Here is a 16,722-nt window from a genome sequence, read left to right as displayed (position 1 = left end):
CGATAATTTCGTTCTTCATATCTTACTTCGTAACTAGAAAAGGAGTTCGAAAGCGGAACTCCTTTTTCCTGACAAATCATACGACAAGCATGATACGATGAAAAATCAGTTACTGGATAAAGTGATGATATGATCAACGATTATTTTAGTGCGTAATTAAGATAACCACCATCCGCAACGATCTCAGTTCCTGTAATGAAACTTGCGGCATCAGAAGCCAAAAACAACACTGTTTTCGCGATTTCATCAGGATGACCAAGCCTTTGCAGCGCTGTAGCGCCAGCTATTGACTCTTTTGCTTCAGCAGGTAATACCGTATCTAAGCCTGGCGTATCTATAGGTCCCGGACTAACAATGTTGACGCGGATTTTTCTTCCTGCCAGTTCATTTGCCGCAATTTGGGCAATTTTATTCAATGCTCCTTTAGTTGCAGAATAAACGATGGCACCCACATTTGCCGCGGTGGCAACGGTTGAAGATGTGAACAGTACTGCCGCTCCATCTGCCAGATGAGGAAGTAATTTTTGCAACGTAAAGAAATGCCCCTTGACATTGGTGTTAAATTGTGCATCAAAATTTGCTTCGGTTACTTTTTCTATTGGCTCAAATGTTCCAATTCCCGCATTCAGGAAGAGAACATCTAATTTGTTTCCACTTTCTGCAACTGCTTTTTCCAGAATCGATATGCCTTCGAGCTTTGAAGTGTCTGAAATCACTGTAAATAATTTCGGATTGTTTATTTCTGCATTTGCTTTTTGTAGATTTTCGGCATTTCTTCCCGTAATCCAAACATTTGCCCCTGCGGCGATAAATGCTTTTGCTGTTGCTAAGCCTATACCTGAAGTTCCACCTGTAATAACGACATTTTTATTTGTAAAGTCCATAATTAAATTTTAGCTATTTTTGTAGTTTGTTTTGTAAACTACAAACGTATAGAAAAGTAGTTTTAAAAACAAACTACTTTTGAATTTGACATAATGAAAACAATTGAAAGAAGATCAACATGCCCGATCAATTATTCGGTGGAAATTTTCGGCGACAAATGGATGCTGTTGCTCTTACGGGATTTAATGTTTAATGGAAAAAATTCCTTCCTCGAGTTTCGGGCATCGGACGAGAAAATATCTTCAGCTGTACTGACGGAAAAGCTCAATATACTTTTAAATGAAGGGATTGTTTCTAAAGTAACCTCCCCGAAAAACGCTTCTAAATTCCTGTATCTACTAACTGAGAAGGGCATCGAACTGGTGCCGTTCATGGTGGAGTTTCTTAACTGGGGCTCCAAATACAACCCTGACGGTGGTCCCAAATCATTGCTTGAAAGAATTAAAAAGAATAAAAAGAAAGCAATTACGGAGCTCCAGGATAAATTAAGAAGCCAGCGGCATGCCTATACAGAAAACCGAATCAACGCTTTTTAGCGAAGTCAATACGACTTGTCATCATTCCGTTTCAAAAGCTGGAAGTCGCTTATGCGAATTTGCTTTAACTGCTTTTTATAGCCACAAATTTTAGAAGATTTCTACTTTCGTTTTTTGAATTGACTCCCCCGTTTTCGGAAATTTTGCCTTCCATGTCATTTTTAACTCTTAGAAAAGGTTAACCTTCTTTGAATTATTTACCGTATATGCTTCTTAAAAAATCTTTTAACGATATCGGACTTCTACCTAGTAATTGTTTGACATCACTTTTATTGGTGTCGAACTCTCCTCTGGCAATCGCCTCACCGAACCTTGCCACATATGCTGAATCATCTTCAGAAAATCCGTTCTGCACAAGCTGCGCAATGTATGAATCTACCTCTGGTTGGTAATAAGTCACACTTCTTCCCAACATGTCTGATATTAGATCAGCGATTTCAGCGAAAGAAAAAGCAGCGTCTGCAGCGATGACATATTCTTTGTTTTCATGCCCTGGAGTAGTCAGTACAACAGCTAGGGCTTCGGCCATTTCTGATATCGGTAAAAAAGGCGTTTTACCATTTCCGGCGGGAATGGAAACACCTTCATCCCATATATTAGTTGCGGACAACAGGGGAATCATGTCAGCATACAGTGTATTATCCATCAAAGTGTAAGGTACAGCTATCTGTTTTAGATAGTCACTTGTGTCTGCATGGTATTGTACATCTTCCCCCATTATACTGCGACGCAGATCTACCATATCAAAACTGGTATAAATGATATGACCGACACCAGTTTCCTTGGCAGCATTAATTACGTTTTTATGCTGCTCAAACCTGTGAACTATTTCCGATGAAGAAGATATCAGCAGTAGCTTGTCCACGTCTTGGAACGCACTTTTTAAAGACTCAAAATTCTGATAGTCGCCAATCCGCACCTGAATGCCTTTTGATTTAAATTCTGCCGATTTGGATTCATCTCTTACCAATGCTGCAATATTGTTTGCGGATATGCCTTTGTTCAATAAAGAATTAATGGTGGCTTTGCCTAAATTACCGGTTGCACCTGTTACTAAAATCATGGTATTTGTTTTAATATAAATGATGATTACTTTTGTTAGGCTAAGATACTGCAAAAGGCCTTTGCCCGTTGTTAATAACAATAAAAGGTGGTAACCTAAAAGTGACTAATGAAGAATAAAAACGACTATGCTGACTGTCCTGTTACGGAAGTTATAGCTTTGTTTGCGGGACGGTGGAAATTAATTATTTTACGTGTGCTTTCTAAGCATGCCAGACGATTTGGAGAAATCAGTGTTCGGATACCCGCTATTTCAAAAAAAGTTTTAACTGAACAATTGAAAGAACTTGAAGCGGATGGCTTAATTAGCAGGAAACAGTTCGGCGAGTTTCCCCCTCGCGTAGAGTATGCGCTCACAGAATATGGGAAAAGCCTTTGCCCGTTGTTAGCTCATATAGCAGCATGGAAAAAAGAAAGGGTTTAGGATGATTAACTTAAAATACTATAACAATCTCCGATTAAATGCACATTAGCGCCCTGTAAGCACTTTGAACGATTTCTTCCATTAATATCACTTGAAAATTAAAATAATCAGGTTCCTTAGCCATTGAGAACTTACTTTATACAGGAAATATCAGCTATTGGAGTTAAAGCAAAAGTTGATCAAGAAGTGGGTAGCTTTTTGTACTTAATTATACCGCTTACTAAAACTTAACAAAAAAACCGCCTCTTAAAACAAGAAACGGCTTCAATATATATCTGTAAATACTAAATCACGAATTTACAGTTTTATTATATTTTCCGCGGTCGGGGTACTTTTAAATCGTTATGGCGAGGAAGAAAATACAAAACAGTATCAGGAGAACAAAATCTTTAAAGATGAGCCCGAAAAGCCACCTCTCCGCGGCTGTAGCAAATACAGGTGGCTATGTCGTTTACCTCTTCAATTCTATCCAGGCGGATATTAGGCGCATTTAAGTTTCTAAAAATTACCGCCATAAGCCGTTATTCCGGATCAAAAGTAATGCTATCTGTATCTGCCCAAGTCGAATCCGCCGATATTGTAAAATGCTGATATTTATGTTCCCCTGTTACCGAACCTTCAATAATGAGCTTTTTGTTAGGTGAAATAACAATATCGTTCGGAAAATCTTTATAAGCAATATTTCCCGAGCGCTGACCACGAATTTCTATAAAGGGGTCAACGTTGAAGTGACCGCTTCTATCGGGAAGAATATAACCTCTCAAAACAAAATTCTGAGTAGTCCACGGGATTACCTGTCCGCTAATGAACGGCAAAAAATAGACATCGGATTCATGCGTGCCATTAGGATTAAAAGGATACTTAACAATTGTTGTTGCGTAAACGATTGGTCTGTCACCCCATATATCATTTACACTTTCGGTCAACTTGACTTCCAGGCTTCCTACAATCCGTTCAATATTAATGGTTTCATTTACATCTTCGGTACCACTCACCTCAAACTGGATTTCTTTATAAAAAATGTCTTCCATAGCTTTCGAAGGTGCAAGATAGGCTGTATTATATTGAGCAGAATCTCGGAAGACAGTTGTTCCCATCGAGCCAACGACAATCAATTTATAATTCCCAATTGGAAGTGTGAATGCGGTTTCTCCAAAATAAGCATAAGGCGGAAGGGCCACTTTTCTTAATTGGCTACGATGCTGCAGCAGCTGGTCGGTTTCATCGTACAAAAAATAGTCTAACTTCTCTAGGTATTTTTGAACTGCATCTTCTGATTGAACTGTCGCCGTCGACTGACGACTTGCTACCTTTTGCATTTGACCGTTTCCCATGGGTTCTGATTTTATGTTAAATCCGGTCGTTTTAAATGTTGCATCATACAGCTTTTCGTCTTTTGCAGGCACTAAATCCGTGGTTTTATTGCAACCAGTCAGATAGATCGACAAAATGATGAAAAGCAGCAGAAAAGCTCCTTTAGATGAATAATGTGTGGAAGTTTTCATAGCAGAAATTAATTTAAGAATAATTGTTTATAATAGTATCGTCCGCTTGGGCATTGAACAAGAAAAACGTTAAAAGCCTGTCTTACACAAAATTAAATCTCTTTCGTAGCAGAAGGCAAAGAATTTTCGGACAGATTCAGTGGCATTTTTCTGTGAAAAAAAATGATATTTCGAGATAGTTTGTGATTTTTTTTAGCCGGTAAGGCAAAGATGCTTTGAAAAAGGATCGTCCATTTGGTTTCAGCCAACGGAGTTGACTAAACGGTACGAAACTTTTTTACCTAATTTATGTGCTTACAAAAACTTAACAAAAGAGTGTCTAAAAAACAGCTCCCTATCACAGGCAATTGCTGTAATCCAAACCAAGGCAGGCGGAACTCTTGGATTGCGTTGCTGAAAATTGAGCACAAAAAAGCCGTCTCATTTTAGAAAACATAGAGTGCCATATCTTCGTCCTAGCTAAATCTGTGAATACTCCGCTGGCTGAAGAAATGTGCTCGTTATCTTAGATACAAGCTTTGAGTCCGCATATTCCGGAATCGCACTGATTTTCTTCCATTCCGGATCAGCACCAAAAGATTTCCAATGTTGGTCGCGTGCGGCCATATCATCGAAGGTAACCATATAAATAAGGTTCGGGCGGGCCTCTCCAATGATCGTTTCTCCAAAGAAAACCGGTTTAAAACCCAGCCGTTTGAAAATTTCAATCTCCCCCGCGTCATTGAACATCTCGCGCTTCTTTGTCCCTGCAGCCTCACTCGCGTGCTCATATCTACGCAGTTCGAAAATACGTTTATCCTTCGACGGGAGCTCTATGCCGGGCATGTTTTTAAAGGCTTTAAGTAAGAAACTTTGTATACGCTCATATGCCGGTTTTGTTGCCGGAGCATTCAGGTATGAGACACCTTCTGTAAGATAAAGTTTATCCTGTTCAAGCCTATCATTTATCGTCTCAAACTCGTGTAGTGATTGGTAAGGGATTAACACAATCACTATTGATTGTCCTGAAGACTTAAGTTCGGTAAATACGCCGATGTTTTCAATGCCCAACCTGTTCAATGCGGGGATTGCTGCTCTTTCAAGATAATCTTCCACCAGGCTCAGCTGGTCAGCATCCTTTAACGTATAGGTTCTAAGTTCATAATACATCCGCATCTTATTGCTAGGTTTAAGTTGAGCAAAACCAATCTGCGGTAGTATTGCGGCGGCAGCACTGCTTACGATTGTCGTCTTAAAAAAAACGCGTCTTTTCATATTAAATGTCAGTTTAACAGCGATAAATTTTACAAGGATAACGATTTTGGATCTATTTGCAAGTTTCAATCCACCAAGTTATTATTTAAATATGATATATGCGGTATGTAAAGAAACATGGAGAATCTTCAACGGGGCTTGGCTTATATTTTACCAAACCGTTCCCAGCGTATGGCAAGGAAAAAATCAGCGCTTCGCAGAAAAAATAAAATTATTATCTTGTCCGTTAAAACAGTTTATGATGAGCTATATTTCCGTTCTAACATTAAGTTTCTTATCACTAATTTTCGCACTTGATAGCTTTGGTCAAGAGGCCAAAACGGTATTTATAGATGCGCGTGAGCTTACATTAGTGGGCAAGGTGCGTCATAAAGGTCCGTTCTACCATCGTTTGGACACAGTTGCAACTCCCAATCTTCCGAAAGCGGTAAAAGCTTTAGCTACACATTCTGCTGGTCTGGCCATTACCTTTGAGACCACCAGTTCCAAAATAGCGGCTAAATGGTGTACAGGCTCTAGAATTCCAACAGATAATATGACAGGACTGGCCGTTGAGGGCATGGACCTTTATATTAAACGAAATGACCGATGGCAATATGCAGGTGTCGCTCGCCCAAAATCCCATGATTGCAATGAGGTTGACATTGTAGCGAATATGGCAGCCGGGAATAAAACATGCCTGCTTTTCCTCCCTACTTATGATGAGACTATATCACTTCAAATTGGTGTAGATTCCGGGGCAACCATTAGCCCTTCCGGTAACCCATTTAAAAAAAATATTGTGATTTATGGTTCGAGCATTGTACAGGGAGCATCTGCAAGCCGACCTGGTTTATCTTATCCTGCAAGACTTTCCCGAGAAACAGGACTAAACTTTATTAATCTTGGTTTCAGTGGGAGTGCAAAAATGGAAATTGACGTTGCGAATTTAATATCTGATCTGTCGATGGACGCTTTAATTCTTGATTGCGTCCCCAATCCGTCGCCGGAGGAAGTGCTAACAAGAACAGCTGATTTCGTTACTACCATTCGCAAAAAACATCCTAAAATACCCATCATCGCCATACAAAGCATAGCGAGAGAAAAGGGAAATTTTGACACCGAAGTTGCCACCAAAGTATTGCTAAAAAACAACTATTTTGAGGCAGAGATCAAAAAGCTGCAAAAACACGACCCGAACTTGTATCTTATCTATGCGGAGGGCCTATTAGGGGGCGATCAGGAAGGGACTACAGACGGCATTCACCCCAACGATCTTGGGTTCGACCGGATGCTTCAGAAGATCCGACCCATGATTTTAAAAATTCTCCAGCCTTATGGAATCTGACCTATTACAGAGCCACAGCAATTAGCTGAACACCTAGGTAGCTAATTGCTTGCTATTGAATCGGGATACTTTTAAGTCATTATGGCAAATACATTGGACCTTATAAAAACCATAATATTTCGTTCATTTGTAGAAAAGGCCCTATCATTGTAATATTATTCTATTCCTATCTTTTGGCTCAGGGTAGTAGATTTGACAAAATTACATTGTGATAATAATTTACGCTATGGTTAATGATAAACTTAATATTCATCTTCGAAAGACTAAAGTTTCAGATCTGGAAAGTTTATTTCAGTTTCAACTGGATCCGGAGGCAAATTATCTGGCGGCATTTACGTCAAAAGATCCAACTAATAAAAGTGCATATTTAGAAAAATACACCAAGTTGTTAAATGACCCTACTGTCAATAACTTTACCATTGTTGTGGATGGGATCATCGTGGGAAGCGTAGCGAAATTTGTTATGGAAGGAAATGCCGAAATTACCTATTGGATAGACAAAAAGTATTGGAAAAAAGGCATTACATCGTATGCTTTAAAGCACTTTCTTGCCATCGAAACTACACGTCCTATTTTCGCACGCGTTGCGTTTGATAATTTTGGTTCTCGGAGAGTTTTAGAGAAGTGCGGGTTTGTAAAAATCGGTACAGACAGGGGCTACGCTAATGCACGGCAACTGGAGATAGAAGAGTTTATTTACAGGCTGGATAATTTTTAGCAGCGTTTATTCCAGCCTGTAGTAGAGCAGTGCAAATAATCAATAACTAAGCGTATTCATTTCTTAAAGTGTGTATCACGTTTTGTATTCGTTTTGATTTCAGATCATCTTACTGTAACTGCAACTCAGCATCTGCGACGATAAAAACGCTATCACCTACCAATTTTTCAGGAAACTTGCTACCTATTTCGAAATCAGAACGACTAATCGTACCGGTAACCTGAAAACCTGCCGTTCTTTTTTTCGTTACTGTATTGTTTATTGTCCCATTGTGTACCATCTCCATCGTAACCTGTTTGGTTACATCATGCATCGTTAACATTCCGGTAACGGAATATCTATTTTCATCGATTCTTGATATAGATTTACTTTTAAACTGAATAGTTGGATAGCTTTCAGCATCAAAGAAGTCCTTATCTTTCAGATGCTTGTCGCGTGCTTCTACTTCTGTATCAATTGAGCTGATTTCAGCCCTTAATGCTATCACGGCGTCACTGAAATCCGGCTTCGCGGCTTTAACCTCTATTTCAAAGTCTTTAAAAATGCCATTGACCTCTGAAATCTGCATATGCTCTATCCTAAAACCCAATCTTGAATGCTCCGGGTCGCTTTTCCACTTTTGTGCCGAAGCACACAGCGTTGTAATCGCAAGAAAAAAAGTTAATTTAAATCTTTTCATAAATTGAGTTTGTTTTACACGAAAGTTGGCAAAAGGGAGTAATCCGTTATTTAGAAATACACAGAGGTCGTTAAATCATAAACTTTAATCCTTATTATTATAAAACCCGCCATAATATTTGAATGGCGACCATACGGGAAGTGTTTCAGGTAATTTCGGGGACAGGCTTTTGTACTCGTCTGCGCCAAAAACCACCCTGCCGTCTACGACGGTCAATAAGGAGGAGATTGTTTTTATTTCATCATCCGGTATGGTAAAATAATCTTTATTAAGCAAGACGAAATCTGCGAAATGACCCGGAATGATTTTTCCCATTTCACGCTCTTGATCTTCAAACCAGGTTGGGGCTACCGTAAACAATTTTAAGGCTTCTTCTCTTGTTAACCGATTATTTTTTGCCAATATTTCGGCACCCGACACTGATTTCCCTGTGGTCATCCAACTTATGCCTATCCATGGATTAAAGGAAGCGACCCTAAATGCATCCGTCGTCATCGTAAGTGGAACACCGCTATCATACAAATCACGTAATCTCGGGGTTTGTGATGCTTTCTCTGCTCCATAGGTTTTTACAAAAGCTTCGCCATGCATGGCCAGCTTTGTATCTAAAGCGATACCGCCTCCTAGTTTTTTTACTCTGGCAGCATTCTCAAGAGATATCGTTTCGGCATGTTCAATACTCCAGCGTAAACCATCCAATGGTGTCTTTTTGTTTATTGCTTCGAGTTCGTCGAGGAACGGAGTTATATTTTCGTCGTAGCTGATGTGCATGCGAAAAGGGATTCCTTTCTCAACGAGCTTGGTAATGTCTTCTCTAATGTAACGGCGCATTACTTCCTTATCGATAATTACAGCTGGTCTGTCGAAGTTTTCATGGTCATGTAGTTCCATTCTAAGCAATTCGCCGGCACCTTCATATTCATGACCATGTGCCATAGTCGGATGCAGATTCTCTCCCGGACTGATAGGGGATTTCTTTATTACCGCGTTAATTTCTGCATCTACCAAACTAGCACTGTTCGTATCACCGTACTGAAGGTCTATGAATGGCATCCTTATGTTTAGACGATTCTCCTTCGCCAGTTGTTGTATTTGCGTATGTCCGTGAGGATGGCCGATCAAAGCGGCTCCATCAACAGCTGAAGTAACTCCAAAGCGGTTCAGACTATTTATTACATTTGCAATTGAACTAAGCTGCTCATCACTTGAAGGCTGTGGTACCATCGCTTCCAGTGAGATAAACGTAAATGTATACCCATCTACGACCCCTGTATAATTTCCTTTCTTATCCTTTTCGAATACCGTACCCGGCAACGCCGGAAAACGATCGGTACCTACTCCAAAAGCTTTCATAGCCATTTCGTTTAAAAATGCCCGGTTGTAAGCATACTGTACAATCGCAGGTCTGTTCGGAACTGCCTTTCGAATTTCGTCGATGGTGGGCAATCGATTTTCTTTAAACTGATATGGCGACCAACCCCCGATCACTTTTACCCATTGGCCCTCAGGAGTTCGTTCTGCCTGCTCACTTAACATTTCCAATGCACGCTTCAAAGTCGGCACGCCTTCCCATCTGACATTGTAATTGTAACTCCTATCATTTAATATATGGATGTGGGCATCATTGATACCAGGTATCAACCGCTTACCACCTGCATCGATGACCTTGGTGCTATTGTCTTTCAATTTCAATATCTCGACATCTGTGCCTACAGCATAAATTTTACCTCGTTTTACTGCGAGTGCAGAAGCTTCGGGTTTGGTTAGGCTTCCGGTAGTGATCTTTGCATTAAACACGATCATATCGGCACCGATTAATTGTTCAGTGGTTTGTGCTCTACTGTATACAATGCTGATTATAGCTGTTGCTAGAACGATTAGTCTTCTCATAGTTTACTATTAAAAATTAATTTTTGATTGTCCTGTAATTCTTTAAATGGCACTCGGATATTTAATCCAAAATTAATTTTCCTCAAAATGTTAGAAGATGACATTTGCCTAAAAATTCAATCGGCAAATGTCTACGTATCAGGAATAACAGCTGTTTTGGGTAATGAACGGTACCCACCCGGAGTGCGAAGTTGTTGTCCGGCGTTTGGCACTATGCCTGTTGAAAAAATAAAAAAAGCAAATTACTAAGTCGAAGTCAAGACCATATGCCTCGTTATCAGTTTCTATTTAGCTTTCACCGCTTTCTTCGATAATGCAATTGTATCAATCCGGTATCGTAGGTTTTTGTGGTTAGGAGTTCAAGCATTTGTTCAGGCCTTTCGTCCTTAAAAAGTCTTGTTCCATCGCCTAACAAAATCGGTATAACGGAAATTATAAACTCGTCTATTAAGTCATGCTTTAACAACTCATTTATTATTTCTGCTCCCCCATCACAATAAATGTTCTTGCCGTTTTCTGATTTTAGTCTTTTTACCAATTCCACCAAATCTCCTGTATAAAAAATTGTTCTACCTGCATTTGGTCGTTGATTTCTTGTTATTACATAAACATCTCTCTGCCCGTTGTCATAATGAGAAGAACCGACTTCTTTGAGGACATAATCATAGGTTTTTCTACCAACAATTAATGTGTCGACTGTATCTGTGAACGAAGTATAGCCATAATCTTCGCCCTCTTTTTCGACAAGTTTTAGAAAATTGAGGTCGTCATTAGGTTTTGCAATGTAACCATCTAAACTCATCGCAATGAAAAGTGATATTTTTCGCATTTTCCTTTATTTTAATGTTTCTACAAAAATAGTTTTAGATAACTATTGGCACTTTGGAAAAATGCGACAAAATTAAACCGATTACATTTAGTCAGGTAATAAATATTAAGGTTTGGATGGAACAGCTTCGGGATGCGAGGCTAATATCTTCTTCATCTCCTCCAAAATGGAAGGTTCATCCTTCGCGATGTTTTTCATCTCTACATCCGAGTACTGATAATCATACAATTCATATTCTGCTGATTCGACCGGTTCCCCGATTTTCTTCCATTCCACCAAACGATAGCGGTCTGTACGAATAGCTCGGCCCAAACGTCCACCACGTGGAAAGCAATGGTAGGCATGATCACCGATCTTAGCTTTGGGATTGCGGAATAGCGGCACCAAACTGACACCATCAAAAGGCTGTTCAACTCTGGGCTGCGGAAAACCGGCAAGCTCAACGAGGGTTGGATAAATATCTACCGTTTCAACAAGCGCAGAAGTTGCCGTAGCGGGTTGCGAAACACCAGGGGCAACAATAAGCAGCGGAATTTTGTTAGCGCGTTCGTAATTGACATGCTTGGTCCATATTCCCATTTCACCCAAGTGGTAACCGTGGTCTCCCCAGAGCACAACAATGGTGTTTTCATCAAGCCCCGAGTCTTCCAAGGCCTGTAGCACCTTGCCAATCTGCGCATCTACATAGCTAACTCCGGCATAATAGCCATGAATAAGTTGCTGTTTTAATTCGAGCGGAAATGGATCCTGCTCTGAAGACGGTCGTACCGGCTTATATTGATCAATTTCCGTGTCACGCTTTACAGCATAAGATGGAGCATCTTCCGGTGCTTTCTCGTAGGTAGGCAAAGGAAGGTTTTCCTTTTGGTAAAGATCCCAATATTTTTTGGGCACTGAAAACGGAAGATGGGGTCGGGCAAAACCTACTGCAAGAAAAAAAGGTTGATCATCCTGCTTGTTCTCACTCAGCTCCTTTAGCCGCTTAACTGCCCGAGCGGCCGTTCGTCCATCCGCATATGCATCGTCAGCAACTTCCGGAGACTCCCATGCCACTCCCCGAGGTAAACCTTTTGCACTTTGATTTGAGAACAGCGCCTCCTCTCGGGTGAAGCCCTCCTGCTTACTTGCCGGATCGACATATTCTATGACCAAATCTTTATGATGGGGCACGCTCCACGATTGCTCATCATTGTAGGTACCATGCCCGATATGGAACACCTTACCCATTGACTCGGTGTGATAACCCTGTCCTTTAAAAAACTGGGGCAATGTTGTAGCATTTGGATAATAGTCGCGGAAATTCTGGCCAAATCCATAAATGCCCGACGACGAAGAACGGCTTCCCAACATTAAATTAAAACGGGAAGGTGCACATACTGCTTGATTAGCATAAGCCATATCGAAACGCATTCCCTTTGTCGCGAGCCTATCCATATTCGGCGTAATGGCCACGGGGTCTCCATAGGTGCCTAAGGCCGGTTTTAAATCATCCACCAGGATAAACAGTATATTGGGCCGTTCTTGTTTGCTATTCTCGTTAATGGCCTGTCCTGATAGTGGGCATACGGCTATACATAAAAGTATTATAAAGAGACTCCAGGTTTTCTTTTTTATCATCTTGATCGATAATTGACGTAATCGGAAAATGTCGCCACCTGTAAAGGTTAGTAATGTTATGGCGACTATTCAAAGCTAAAAAAAAGTGAACGACCTGGTTGATCAATTTATAGTCTATTTGTCTCAAATTTTCATCTTTGCTTCTCTATAATCAATATTCCAGGATATATTTATCTCCTATCATAATCTCACACCGTTTTATATTGCGGGAAGAATCGGTGGCTTTAAGTTTAGTCATGATTCAATAAGCTGAGCAGCCCTTCCATATCTAGCCGGCGGTTATACATGATCACTTTGCCCTGCTCGTCAGTTGGCCATTTATCACTCGGACGGTCCCAATACAGCTCCACACCATTGCCATCGGGATCGTCTAAATAAATCGCTTCAGATACCCCATGGTCTGATGTACCGGTAATTGGATACTCTTCATTGATCAACCTTTGCAAAATAGCAGCTAGATCCTTTCTCTCGGGATATAGAATTGCCGTGTGGTATAAACCCGGTGCATTTTCCGGTGCTGGACCAGCGCCCTTGCTATGCCATGTGTTCAGTCCGATATGGTGATGGTAGCCGCCTGCTGAGATAAAGGCAGCCTGATTGCCGTACATAGCAACCAGCTCAAACCCTAATAGATCTCGGTAGAAGGCCAGTGATCTTTGAATATCGCTAACTTTTAAATGCACATGCCCGATGCGGGTTTGTGCGGGTACTTTATAATCCTTCATTCGTTTTGATATTAACATTCATGTCAGCCGTTAACAAATTTCGAAATTTTGGCGAATCGGAAAGACGATATTTGCAGAAAAACAACGTAGATAATTGTCGATGAAATAAGGATAAGTTAGTCGTGCCCGAACGGTATGTAGGCTTTTATCTACTACTTTTTGCGATAAATGTCATCTTTATGTTTTAGCCTGATTACAGAGATTTGTGTGTCAACTTATATCAGTCGTTACAGAAGGCGGTTTTGACTTGCTAACTGTGCGCTTTTATAAGTTTTAACTTTAAGTTTCAAAAGTACGCTATGGAAACACTAAAATATCTGAATGGTGATATTATCATCCTCTGGAAACCAAAAGTATGTATTCATTCGGGCCTTTGTGTCCGGACACTCCCTCAGGTTTATGATCTCAAAGCCAGACCCTGGATACGACCGGAAAATGCGACTACTCAGGAACTGATCGATCAGATTGCCAGTTGCCCCTCGGGGGCATTGAGCATTCAAACTAACATTACCGGAGACGAAACTAAACCATAATGGAGAGGACAACAGTAGTTTTTAAGGGTCGTGCCTACGGCGAGGTAGAGCTCTTCACTGACGAGATCAAAGCCGGTAAAATGGACATTGCCATCACGAATGGAAGATTGACCGTATTCCATACCGAAGTGGCTCCGGAGTTTGAAGGACGGGGTTTCGCAAAGTTGTTGCTCGAAAAACTGGTAAACTATGCAAAAGAGAAGAGTTTGAAGATCATACCGCTTTGCCCCTATGTGAATATGCAATTCAGACGCCACCCTGCAGAATATGAGGATGTATGGGAAAAGAACTGGCATTGATGTCATACCGCGGCATATAAACGGATTCTTCGCTCTTAGATATAAATACGTTAAATCAGGGGCTGCGCGACGTAAATCCGACGCATGTGTTTTTTACACCTTTTTCTACATGTATAATTCTTCTGAATGTACGCACGATAAAACCGGACATTCTTTATCGTTCGGGTTATTTTTGGTAGCGCTGGAGCTTGACACGACTTAACGTATCCTTATTAATACCAAGATAGGAAGCGAGGATATGCTGCGGGAAACGTTTGTAAAGTTCAGGATAGCATTCTATAAAATCAGTATAACGCTTAACTGCGGGAGCGCTTATGGCAGAGGCCAGGCGCCTATTGTTGGCCATATGATTGCGCTCGTCAAGTTGCTGTTTCATTTCACAAAACGCCAAGACCTTCTTCTGCAGGTCGATAGCACCTTCTCTGGTAATATAAAGCAGCTCACAGTGCTCCCACGCCTCAATATGATAGGGACTTGGTAGGAACATCACAAAACTTTCCATATCACCCATCCACCAGTTTTCTACACCTAGCCGTACAATGTGTTCGGTGCCTTTATCATCCACTGAATACATTCGCATTGCACCTTTTACGATAAATGCAAAATACTTACACTGGTCTCCGGCCTGTAACATAAATTGTCTTTTCCTTAATTTCGATGGAATAAATGTTCGCCTTATTAATGCCTTATCATCGTCTGAAAGCGGCTCAGAGCTGAATTTACTCAGGTAGTCAAAAAAAGCGTCGTACATATCGATCTCGCGTATCTTTAAATATATAAATTGTTCAGGCAAATATAAAATTAAATGCAGACTCTTACTAGCATAGCGGGAGATAATACTGTCTAATTGATTGATAAATAGATACTTATGAATTGTGATGCCTTCATTGTTTTTAATCCAAGTGTACGAGCGAAGAAATTAATAGACAAATATCTACGGGTTTTTCTGACAAATATCATCTTTGAGATTTCTCCTGATCACGAACTTTGTTGCATTAACAAACACAAGATATTATGAGATCCGGACTATGCTTTTCTTTCTATCATCCTCGTAGCAAAATCCTTCTGGCCATCCGTCTTGCCAACAGTGTCTCTTACCTATGTTGCACATTTCTATTTAATAATTAACCATAAAAAAGAACATCATGTCAAAAAATGTAAAAAGAGGCCTTGAGGCCTTGCTGCGTCCGGAAGACAGTATCGTCGTATTGATCGATCACCATCACTTCTACTATCAAGACTTGACCGACCAAGCAGCCATCATGATGGAAGATAACCTAAATCAAATATCGTTAACACAACGTGCGGGTTAAGGAACCTGAATACGGCAAATTATTAAAAAACAAGAGCATTTATTATGGAAATAGGCATAGATAGTTTTGCTTCAGCGATGTACGGAAGCAACGATTTGGGCAGTGAAGATGCTATGGAGCAGTTGCTGGCAAGAATCGTTGCGGCGGATGAGGCCGGTCATGATTTTTTCGGTATCGGCGAACATCATAAAAAAGAATTCCTGGACTCTGTTCCCGCAATGATACTCGCAGCTGCAGCAGCCCGCACCAAAAAGATCCGGCTGACAAGCGCCGTGACCGTCTTAAGTACTTCTGACCCTGTGAGTGTATTCCAACAATTCGCAACATTGGATATTATTTCGAAAGGTCGCGCAGAGATGATAGCTGGAAGAGGTTCTGCGACAGAAGCATTTCCATTATTCGGATATAACCTGAACGATTATGACGCTCTGTTCAAAGAGAAATTAAAGTTGCTGATACAGATCAGGGACGAAGAATTTGTCACCTGGTCGGGTAAGTTCAGACCAGCATTGAAAAATCAGCCGGTATATCCACGTCCGCTTCAGAAAAAGTTACCTGTTTGGGTAGGTGCTGGCGGCACGCCGCAATCTTTTGTACGTGCCGGAATGCTGGGTCTTCCCTTAATGGTGGCCATCATCGGTGGCGAGACCGAGCGATTTCGGCCGCTGGTAGATCTTTACAGAAAATCTGGAGAGGAAGCGGGCTTTAAGCCGGAAGAATTGAAAGTGGGACTGCACTCGCCGGGATACGTTGGCGAGACGGACCAGTCGGCGATCGCTGATTATTATCCGGGATACAAAGAATCATGGACCAAAATAGGCCGTGAGCGCGGCTGGCCGCCCGTTACTAAAAGCCAGTTCGACGATATGATCTCCCCGAAAGGTGTTCTTGTGGTCGGTGGGCCGGATACAGTAGCTGAAAAGCTATTGCGCCATAGCGAAGCCCTAGGTGGAGTAGACCGTTTTGCCTTCCAGATGGATATGGCGGGCCTTACTCATCAGCAGTTAATGCGAACTATTGAGTTAATCGGCACCAGCGTGATTCCACAAGTCAGGCAGAATAATCGACAGAAGTAGATGCTGCTATAAAGGAAGAGGTTTTGCGAAATTATTGCTTGATCAATTAG

Annotated in this window: 18 protein-coding genes; 8 read left to right on the top strand and 10 right to left on the bottom strand. The window is 41.0% G+C overall.

All coding sequences use genetic code 11. From position 1 onward, the window contains the following. Positions 1-140 precede the first annotated feature (140 nt). On the bottom strand, positions 141-884 hold the full coding sequence (locus M1D52_RS10665; RefSeq protein ID WP_130855424.1) for an SDR family oxidoreductase: 744 nt from the start codon (positions 882-884) through the stop codon (positions 141-143). 93 nt (positions 885-977) lie between these two features. On the opposite strand from M1D52_RS10665, the gene M1D52_RS10660 reads away from it, so the two are divergent. Further along, the gene (locus M1D52_RS10660) at positions 978-1,421 is read left to right on the top strand and encodes a winged helix-turn-helix transcriptional regulator (RefSeq protein WP_013667433.1); all 444 of its coding nucleotides are present in this window, start codon (positions 978-980) and stop codon (positions 1,419-1,421) included. Positions 1,422-1,614: 193 nt separating this feature from the next. On the opposite strand, the gene M1D52_RS10655 is transcribed toward M1D52_RS10660, so the two are convergent. After that, positions 1,615-2,484 carry an SDR family oxidoreductase gene (locus M1D52_RS10655; protein ID WP_437392557.1) on the bottom strand — a complete coding sequence of 290 codons (870 nt, stop codon included), beginning with the start codon at positions 2,482-2,484 and terminating at the stop codon, positions 1,615-1,617. A gap of 108 nt (positions 2,485-2,592) precedes the next feature. On the opposite strand from M1D52_RS10655, the gene M1D52_RS10650 reads away from it, so the two are divergent. Next, the gene (locus M1D52_RS10650) at positions 2,593-2,907 is read left to right on the top strand and encodes a winged helix-turn-helix transcriptional regulator (protein WP_437392556.1); all 315 of its coding nucleotides are present in this window, start codon (positions 2,593-2,595) and stop codon (positions 2,905-2,907) included. A 521-nt stretch (positions 2,908-3,428) separates the two neighbouring features. Here M1D52_RS10650 and M1D52_RS10645 read toward each other — a convergent pair. After that, on the bottom strand, positions 3,429-4,412 hold the full coding sequence (locus M1D52_RS10645) for a FimB/Mfa2 family fimbrial subunit (protein WP_437392555.1): 984 nt from the start codon (positions 4,410-4,412) through the stop codon (positions 3,429-3,431). A 459-nt stretch (positions 4,413-4,871) separates the two neighbouring features. Continuing rightward, complete coding sequence (locus M1D52_RS10640; protein ID WP_437392554.1) at positions 4,872-5,666, bottom strand: NIPSNAP family protein; 795 nt, start codon at positions 5,664-5,666, stop codon at positions 4,872-4,874. 91 nt (positions 5,667-5,757) lie between these two features. Here M1D52_RS10640 and M1D52_RS10635 point away from each other — a divergent pair, with 91 nt between their 5' ends. Continuing rightward, entirely contained in the window at positions 5,758-6,993 is a 1,236-nt protein-coding gene (locus M1D52_RS10635) for an SGNH/GDSL hydrolase family protein (RefSeq protein ID WP_437392553.1), read from the top strand. 226 nt (positions 6,994-7,219) lie between these two features. Beyond that, positions 7,220-7,711, top strand: a complete 492-nt coding sequence (locus M1D52_RS10630) for a GNAT family N-acetyltransferase (protein ID WP_437392552.1) — start codon at positions 7,220-7,222, stop codon at positions 7,709-7,711. Positions 7,712-7,820: 109 nt separating this feature from the next. Here the strand turns inward: M1D52_RS10630 and M1D52_RS10625 are convergent, their stop codons facing one another. From M1D52_RS10625 to M1D52_RS10605, 5 genes are all read right to left on the bottom strand, one after another. After that, entirely contained in the window at positions 7,821-8,390 is a 570-nt protein-coding gene (locus tag M1D52_RS10625) for a YceI family protein (RefSeq protein WP_130855413.1), read from the bottom strand. An 84-nt stretch (positions 8,391-8,474) separates the two neighbouring features. Continuing rightward, the gene (locus tag M1D52_RS10620) at positions 8,475-10,280 is read right to left on the bottom strand and encodes an amidohydrolase (RefSeq protein ID WP_437392551.1); all 1,806 of its coding nucleotides are present in this window, start codon (positions 10,278-10,280) and stop codon (positions 8,475-8,477) included. Between the two features lie 295 nt (positions 10,281-10,575). Beyond that, positions 10,576-11,109: a dihydrofolate reductase family protein gene (locus M1D52_RS10615; protein ID WP_437392550.1), complete on the bottom strand. Its 534-nt coding sequence runs from the start codon at positions 11,107-11,109 to the stop codon at positions 10,576-10,578. A gap of 105 nt (positions 11,110-11,214) precedes the next feature. Further along, on the bottom strand, positions 11,215-12,726 hold the full coding sequence (locus M1D52_RS10610; protein ID WP_437392549.1) for a sulfatase: 1,512 nt from the start codon (positions 12,724-12,726) through the stop codon (positions 11,215-11,217). A gap of 230 nt (positions 12,727-12,956) precedes the next feature. After that, on the bottom strand, positions 12,957-13,469 hold the full coding sequence (locus M1D52_RS10605) for a VOC family protein (protein ID WP_437392548.1): 513 nt from the start codon (positions 13,467-13,469) through the stop codon (positions 12,957-12,959). Between the two features lie 281 nt (positions 13,470-13,750). Here M1D52_RS10605 and M1D52_RS10600 point away from each other — a divergent pair, with 281 nt between their 5' ends. Continuing rightward, a complete protein-coding gene (locus M1D52_RS10600) occupies positions 13,751-13,984 on the top strand; it encodes a (4Fe-4S)-binding protein (protein ID WP_437392547.1) in 234 nt (77 codons plus the stop codon). Then, entirely contained in the window at positions 13,984-14,283 is a 300-nt protein-coding gene (locus tag M1D52_RS10595; RefSeq protein ID WP_149105835.1) for a GNAT family N-acetyltransferase, read from the top strand. The genes M1D52_RS10600 and M1D52_RS10595 overlap by 1 nt, the downstream gene beginning before the upstream one ends. Before the next feature lie 166 nt (positions 14,284-14,449). On the opposite strand, the gene M1D52_RS10590 is transcribed toward M1D52_RS10595, so the two are convergent. After that, positions 14,450-15,034 carry a Crp/Fnr family transcriptional regulator gene (locus tag M1D52_RS10590; protein WP_437392546.1) on the bottom strand — a complete coding sequence of 195 codons (585 nt, stop codon included), beginning with the start codon at positions 15,032-15,034 and terminating at the stop codon, positions 14,450-14,452. A 394-nt stretch (positions 15,035-15,428) separates the two neighbouring features. Here M1D52_RS10590 and M1D52_RS10585 point away from each other — a divergent pair, with 394 nt between their 5' ends. Then, positions 15,429-15,596: a hypothetical protein gene (locus M1D52_RS10585; protein ID WP_437392545.1), complete on the top strand. Its 168-nt coding sequence runs from the start codon at positions 15,429-15,431 to the stop codon at positions 15,594-15,596. Between the two features lie 44 nt (positions 15,597-15,640). Then, positions 15,641-16,672 carry an LLM class flavin-dependent oxidoreductase gene (locus M1D52_RS10580; protein WP_437392544.1) on the top strand — a complete coding sequence of 344 codons (1,032 nt, stop codon included), beginning with the start codon at positions 15,641-15,643 and terminating at the stop codon, positions 16,670-16,672. Positions 16,673-16,722 lie beyond the last annotated feature (50 nt).

The sequence above is a fragment of the Olivibacter sp. SA151 genome (genome assembly GCF_054130995.1).
This window is presented reverse-complemented; position numbering and strand designations above follow the sequence as displayed.

Coding starts and splice junctions, on each gene's coding strand:
- M1D52_RS10605 (WP_437392548.1), bottom strand. CDS start 13,469: ATGTTAATATCAAAACGAATGAAGGATTATAAAGTACCCGCACAAACC.
- M1D52_RS10645 (WP_437392555.1), bottom strand. CDS start 4,412: ATGAAAACTTCCACACATTATTCATCTAAAGGAGCTTTTCTGCTGCTT.
- M1D52_RS10580 (WP_437392544.1), top strand. CDS start 15,641: ATGGAAATAGGCATAGATAGTTTTGCTTCAGCGATGTACGGAAGCAAC.
- M1D52_RS10665 (WP_130855424.1), bottom strand. CDS start 884: ATGGACTTTACAAATAAAAATGTCGTTATTACAGGTGGAACTTCAGGT.
- M1D52_RS10610 (WP_437392549.1), bottom strand. CDS start 12,726: ATGATAAAAAAGAAAACCTGGAGTCTCTTTATAATACTTTTATGTATA.
- M1D52_RS10640 (WP_437392554.1), bottom strand. CDS start 5,666: ATGAAAAGACGCGTTTTTTTTAAGACGACAATCGTAAGCAGTGCTGCC.
- M1D52_RS10650 (WP_437392556.1), top strand. CDS start 2,593: ATGAAGAATAAAAACGACTATGCTGACTGTCCTGTTACGGAAGTTATA.
- M1D52_RS10590 (WP_437392546.1), bottom strand. CDS start 15,034: ATGTACGACGCTTTTTTTGACTACCTGAGTAAATTCAGCTCTGAGCCG.
- M1D52_RS10635 (WP_437392553.1), top strand. CDS start 5,758: ATGATATATGCGGTATGTAAAGAAACATGGAGAATCTTCAACGGGGCT.
- M1D52_RS10615 (WP_437392550.1), bottom strand. CDS start 11,109: ATGCGAAAAATATCACTTTTCATTGCGATGAGTTTAGATGGTTACATT.
- M1D52_RS10625 (WP_130855413.1), bottom strand. CDS start 8,390: ATGAAAAGATTTAAATTAACTTTTTTTCTTGCGATTACAACGCTGTGT.
- M1D52_RS10595 (WP_149105835.1), top strand. CDS start 13,984: ATGGAGAGGACAACAGTAGTTTTTAAGGGTCGTGCCTACGGCGAGGTA.
- M1D52_RS10600 (WP_437392547.1), top strand. CDS start 13,751: ATGGAAACACTAAAATATCTGAATGGTGATATTATCATCCTCTGGAAA.
- M1D52_RS10630 (WP_437392552.1), top strand. CDS start 7,220: ATGGTTAATGATAAACTTAATATTCATCTTCGAAAGACTAAAGTTTCA.
- M1D52_RS10660 (WP_013667433.1), top strand. CDS start 978: ATGAAAACAATTGAAAGAAGATCAACATGCCCGATCAATTATTCGGTG.
- M1D52_RS10620 (WP_437392551.1), bottom strand. CDS start 10,280: ATGAGAAGACTAATCGTTCTAGCAACAGCTATAATCAGCATTGTATAC.
- M1D52_RS10655 (WP_437392557.1), bottom strand. CDS start 2,484: ATGATTTTAGTAACAGGTGCAACCGGTAATTTAGGCAAAGCCACCATT.
- M1D52_RS10585 (WP_437392545.1), top strand. CDS start 15,429: ATGTCAAAAAATGTAAAAAGAGGCCTTGAGGCCTTGCTGCGTCCGGAA.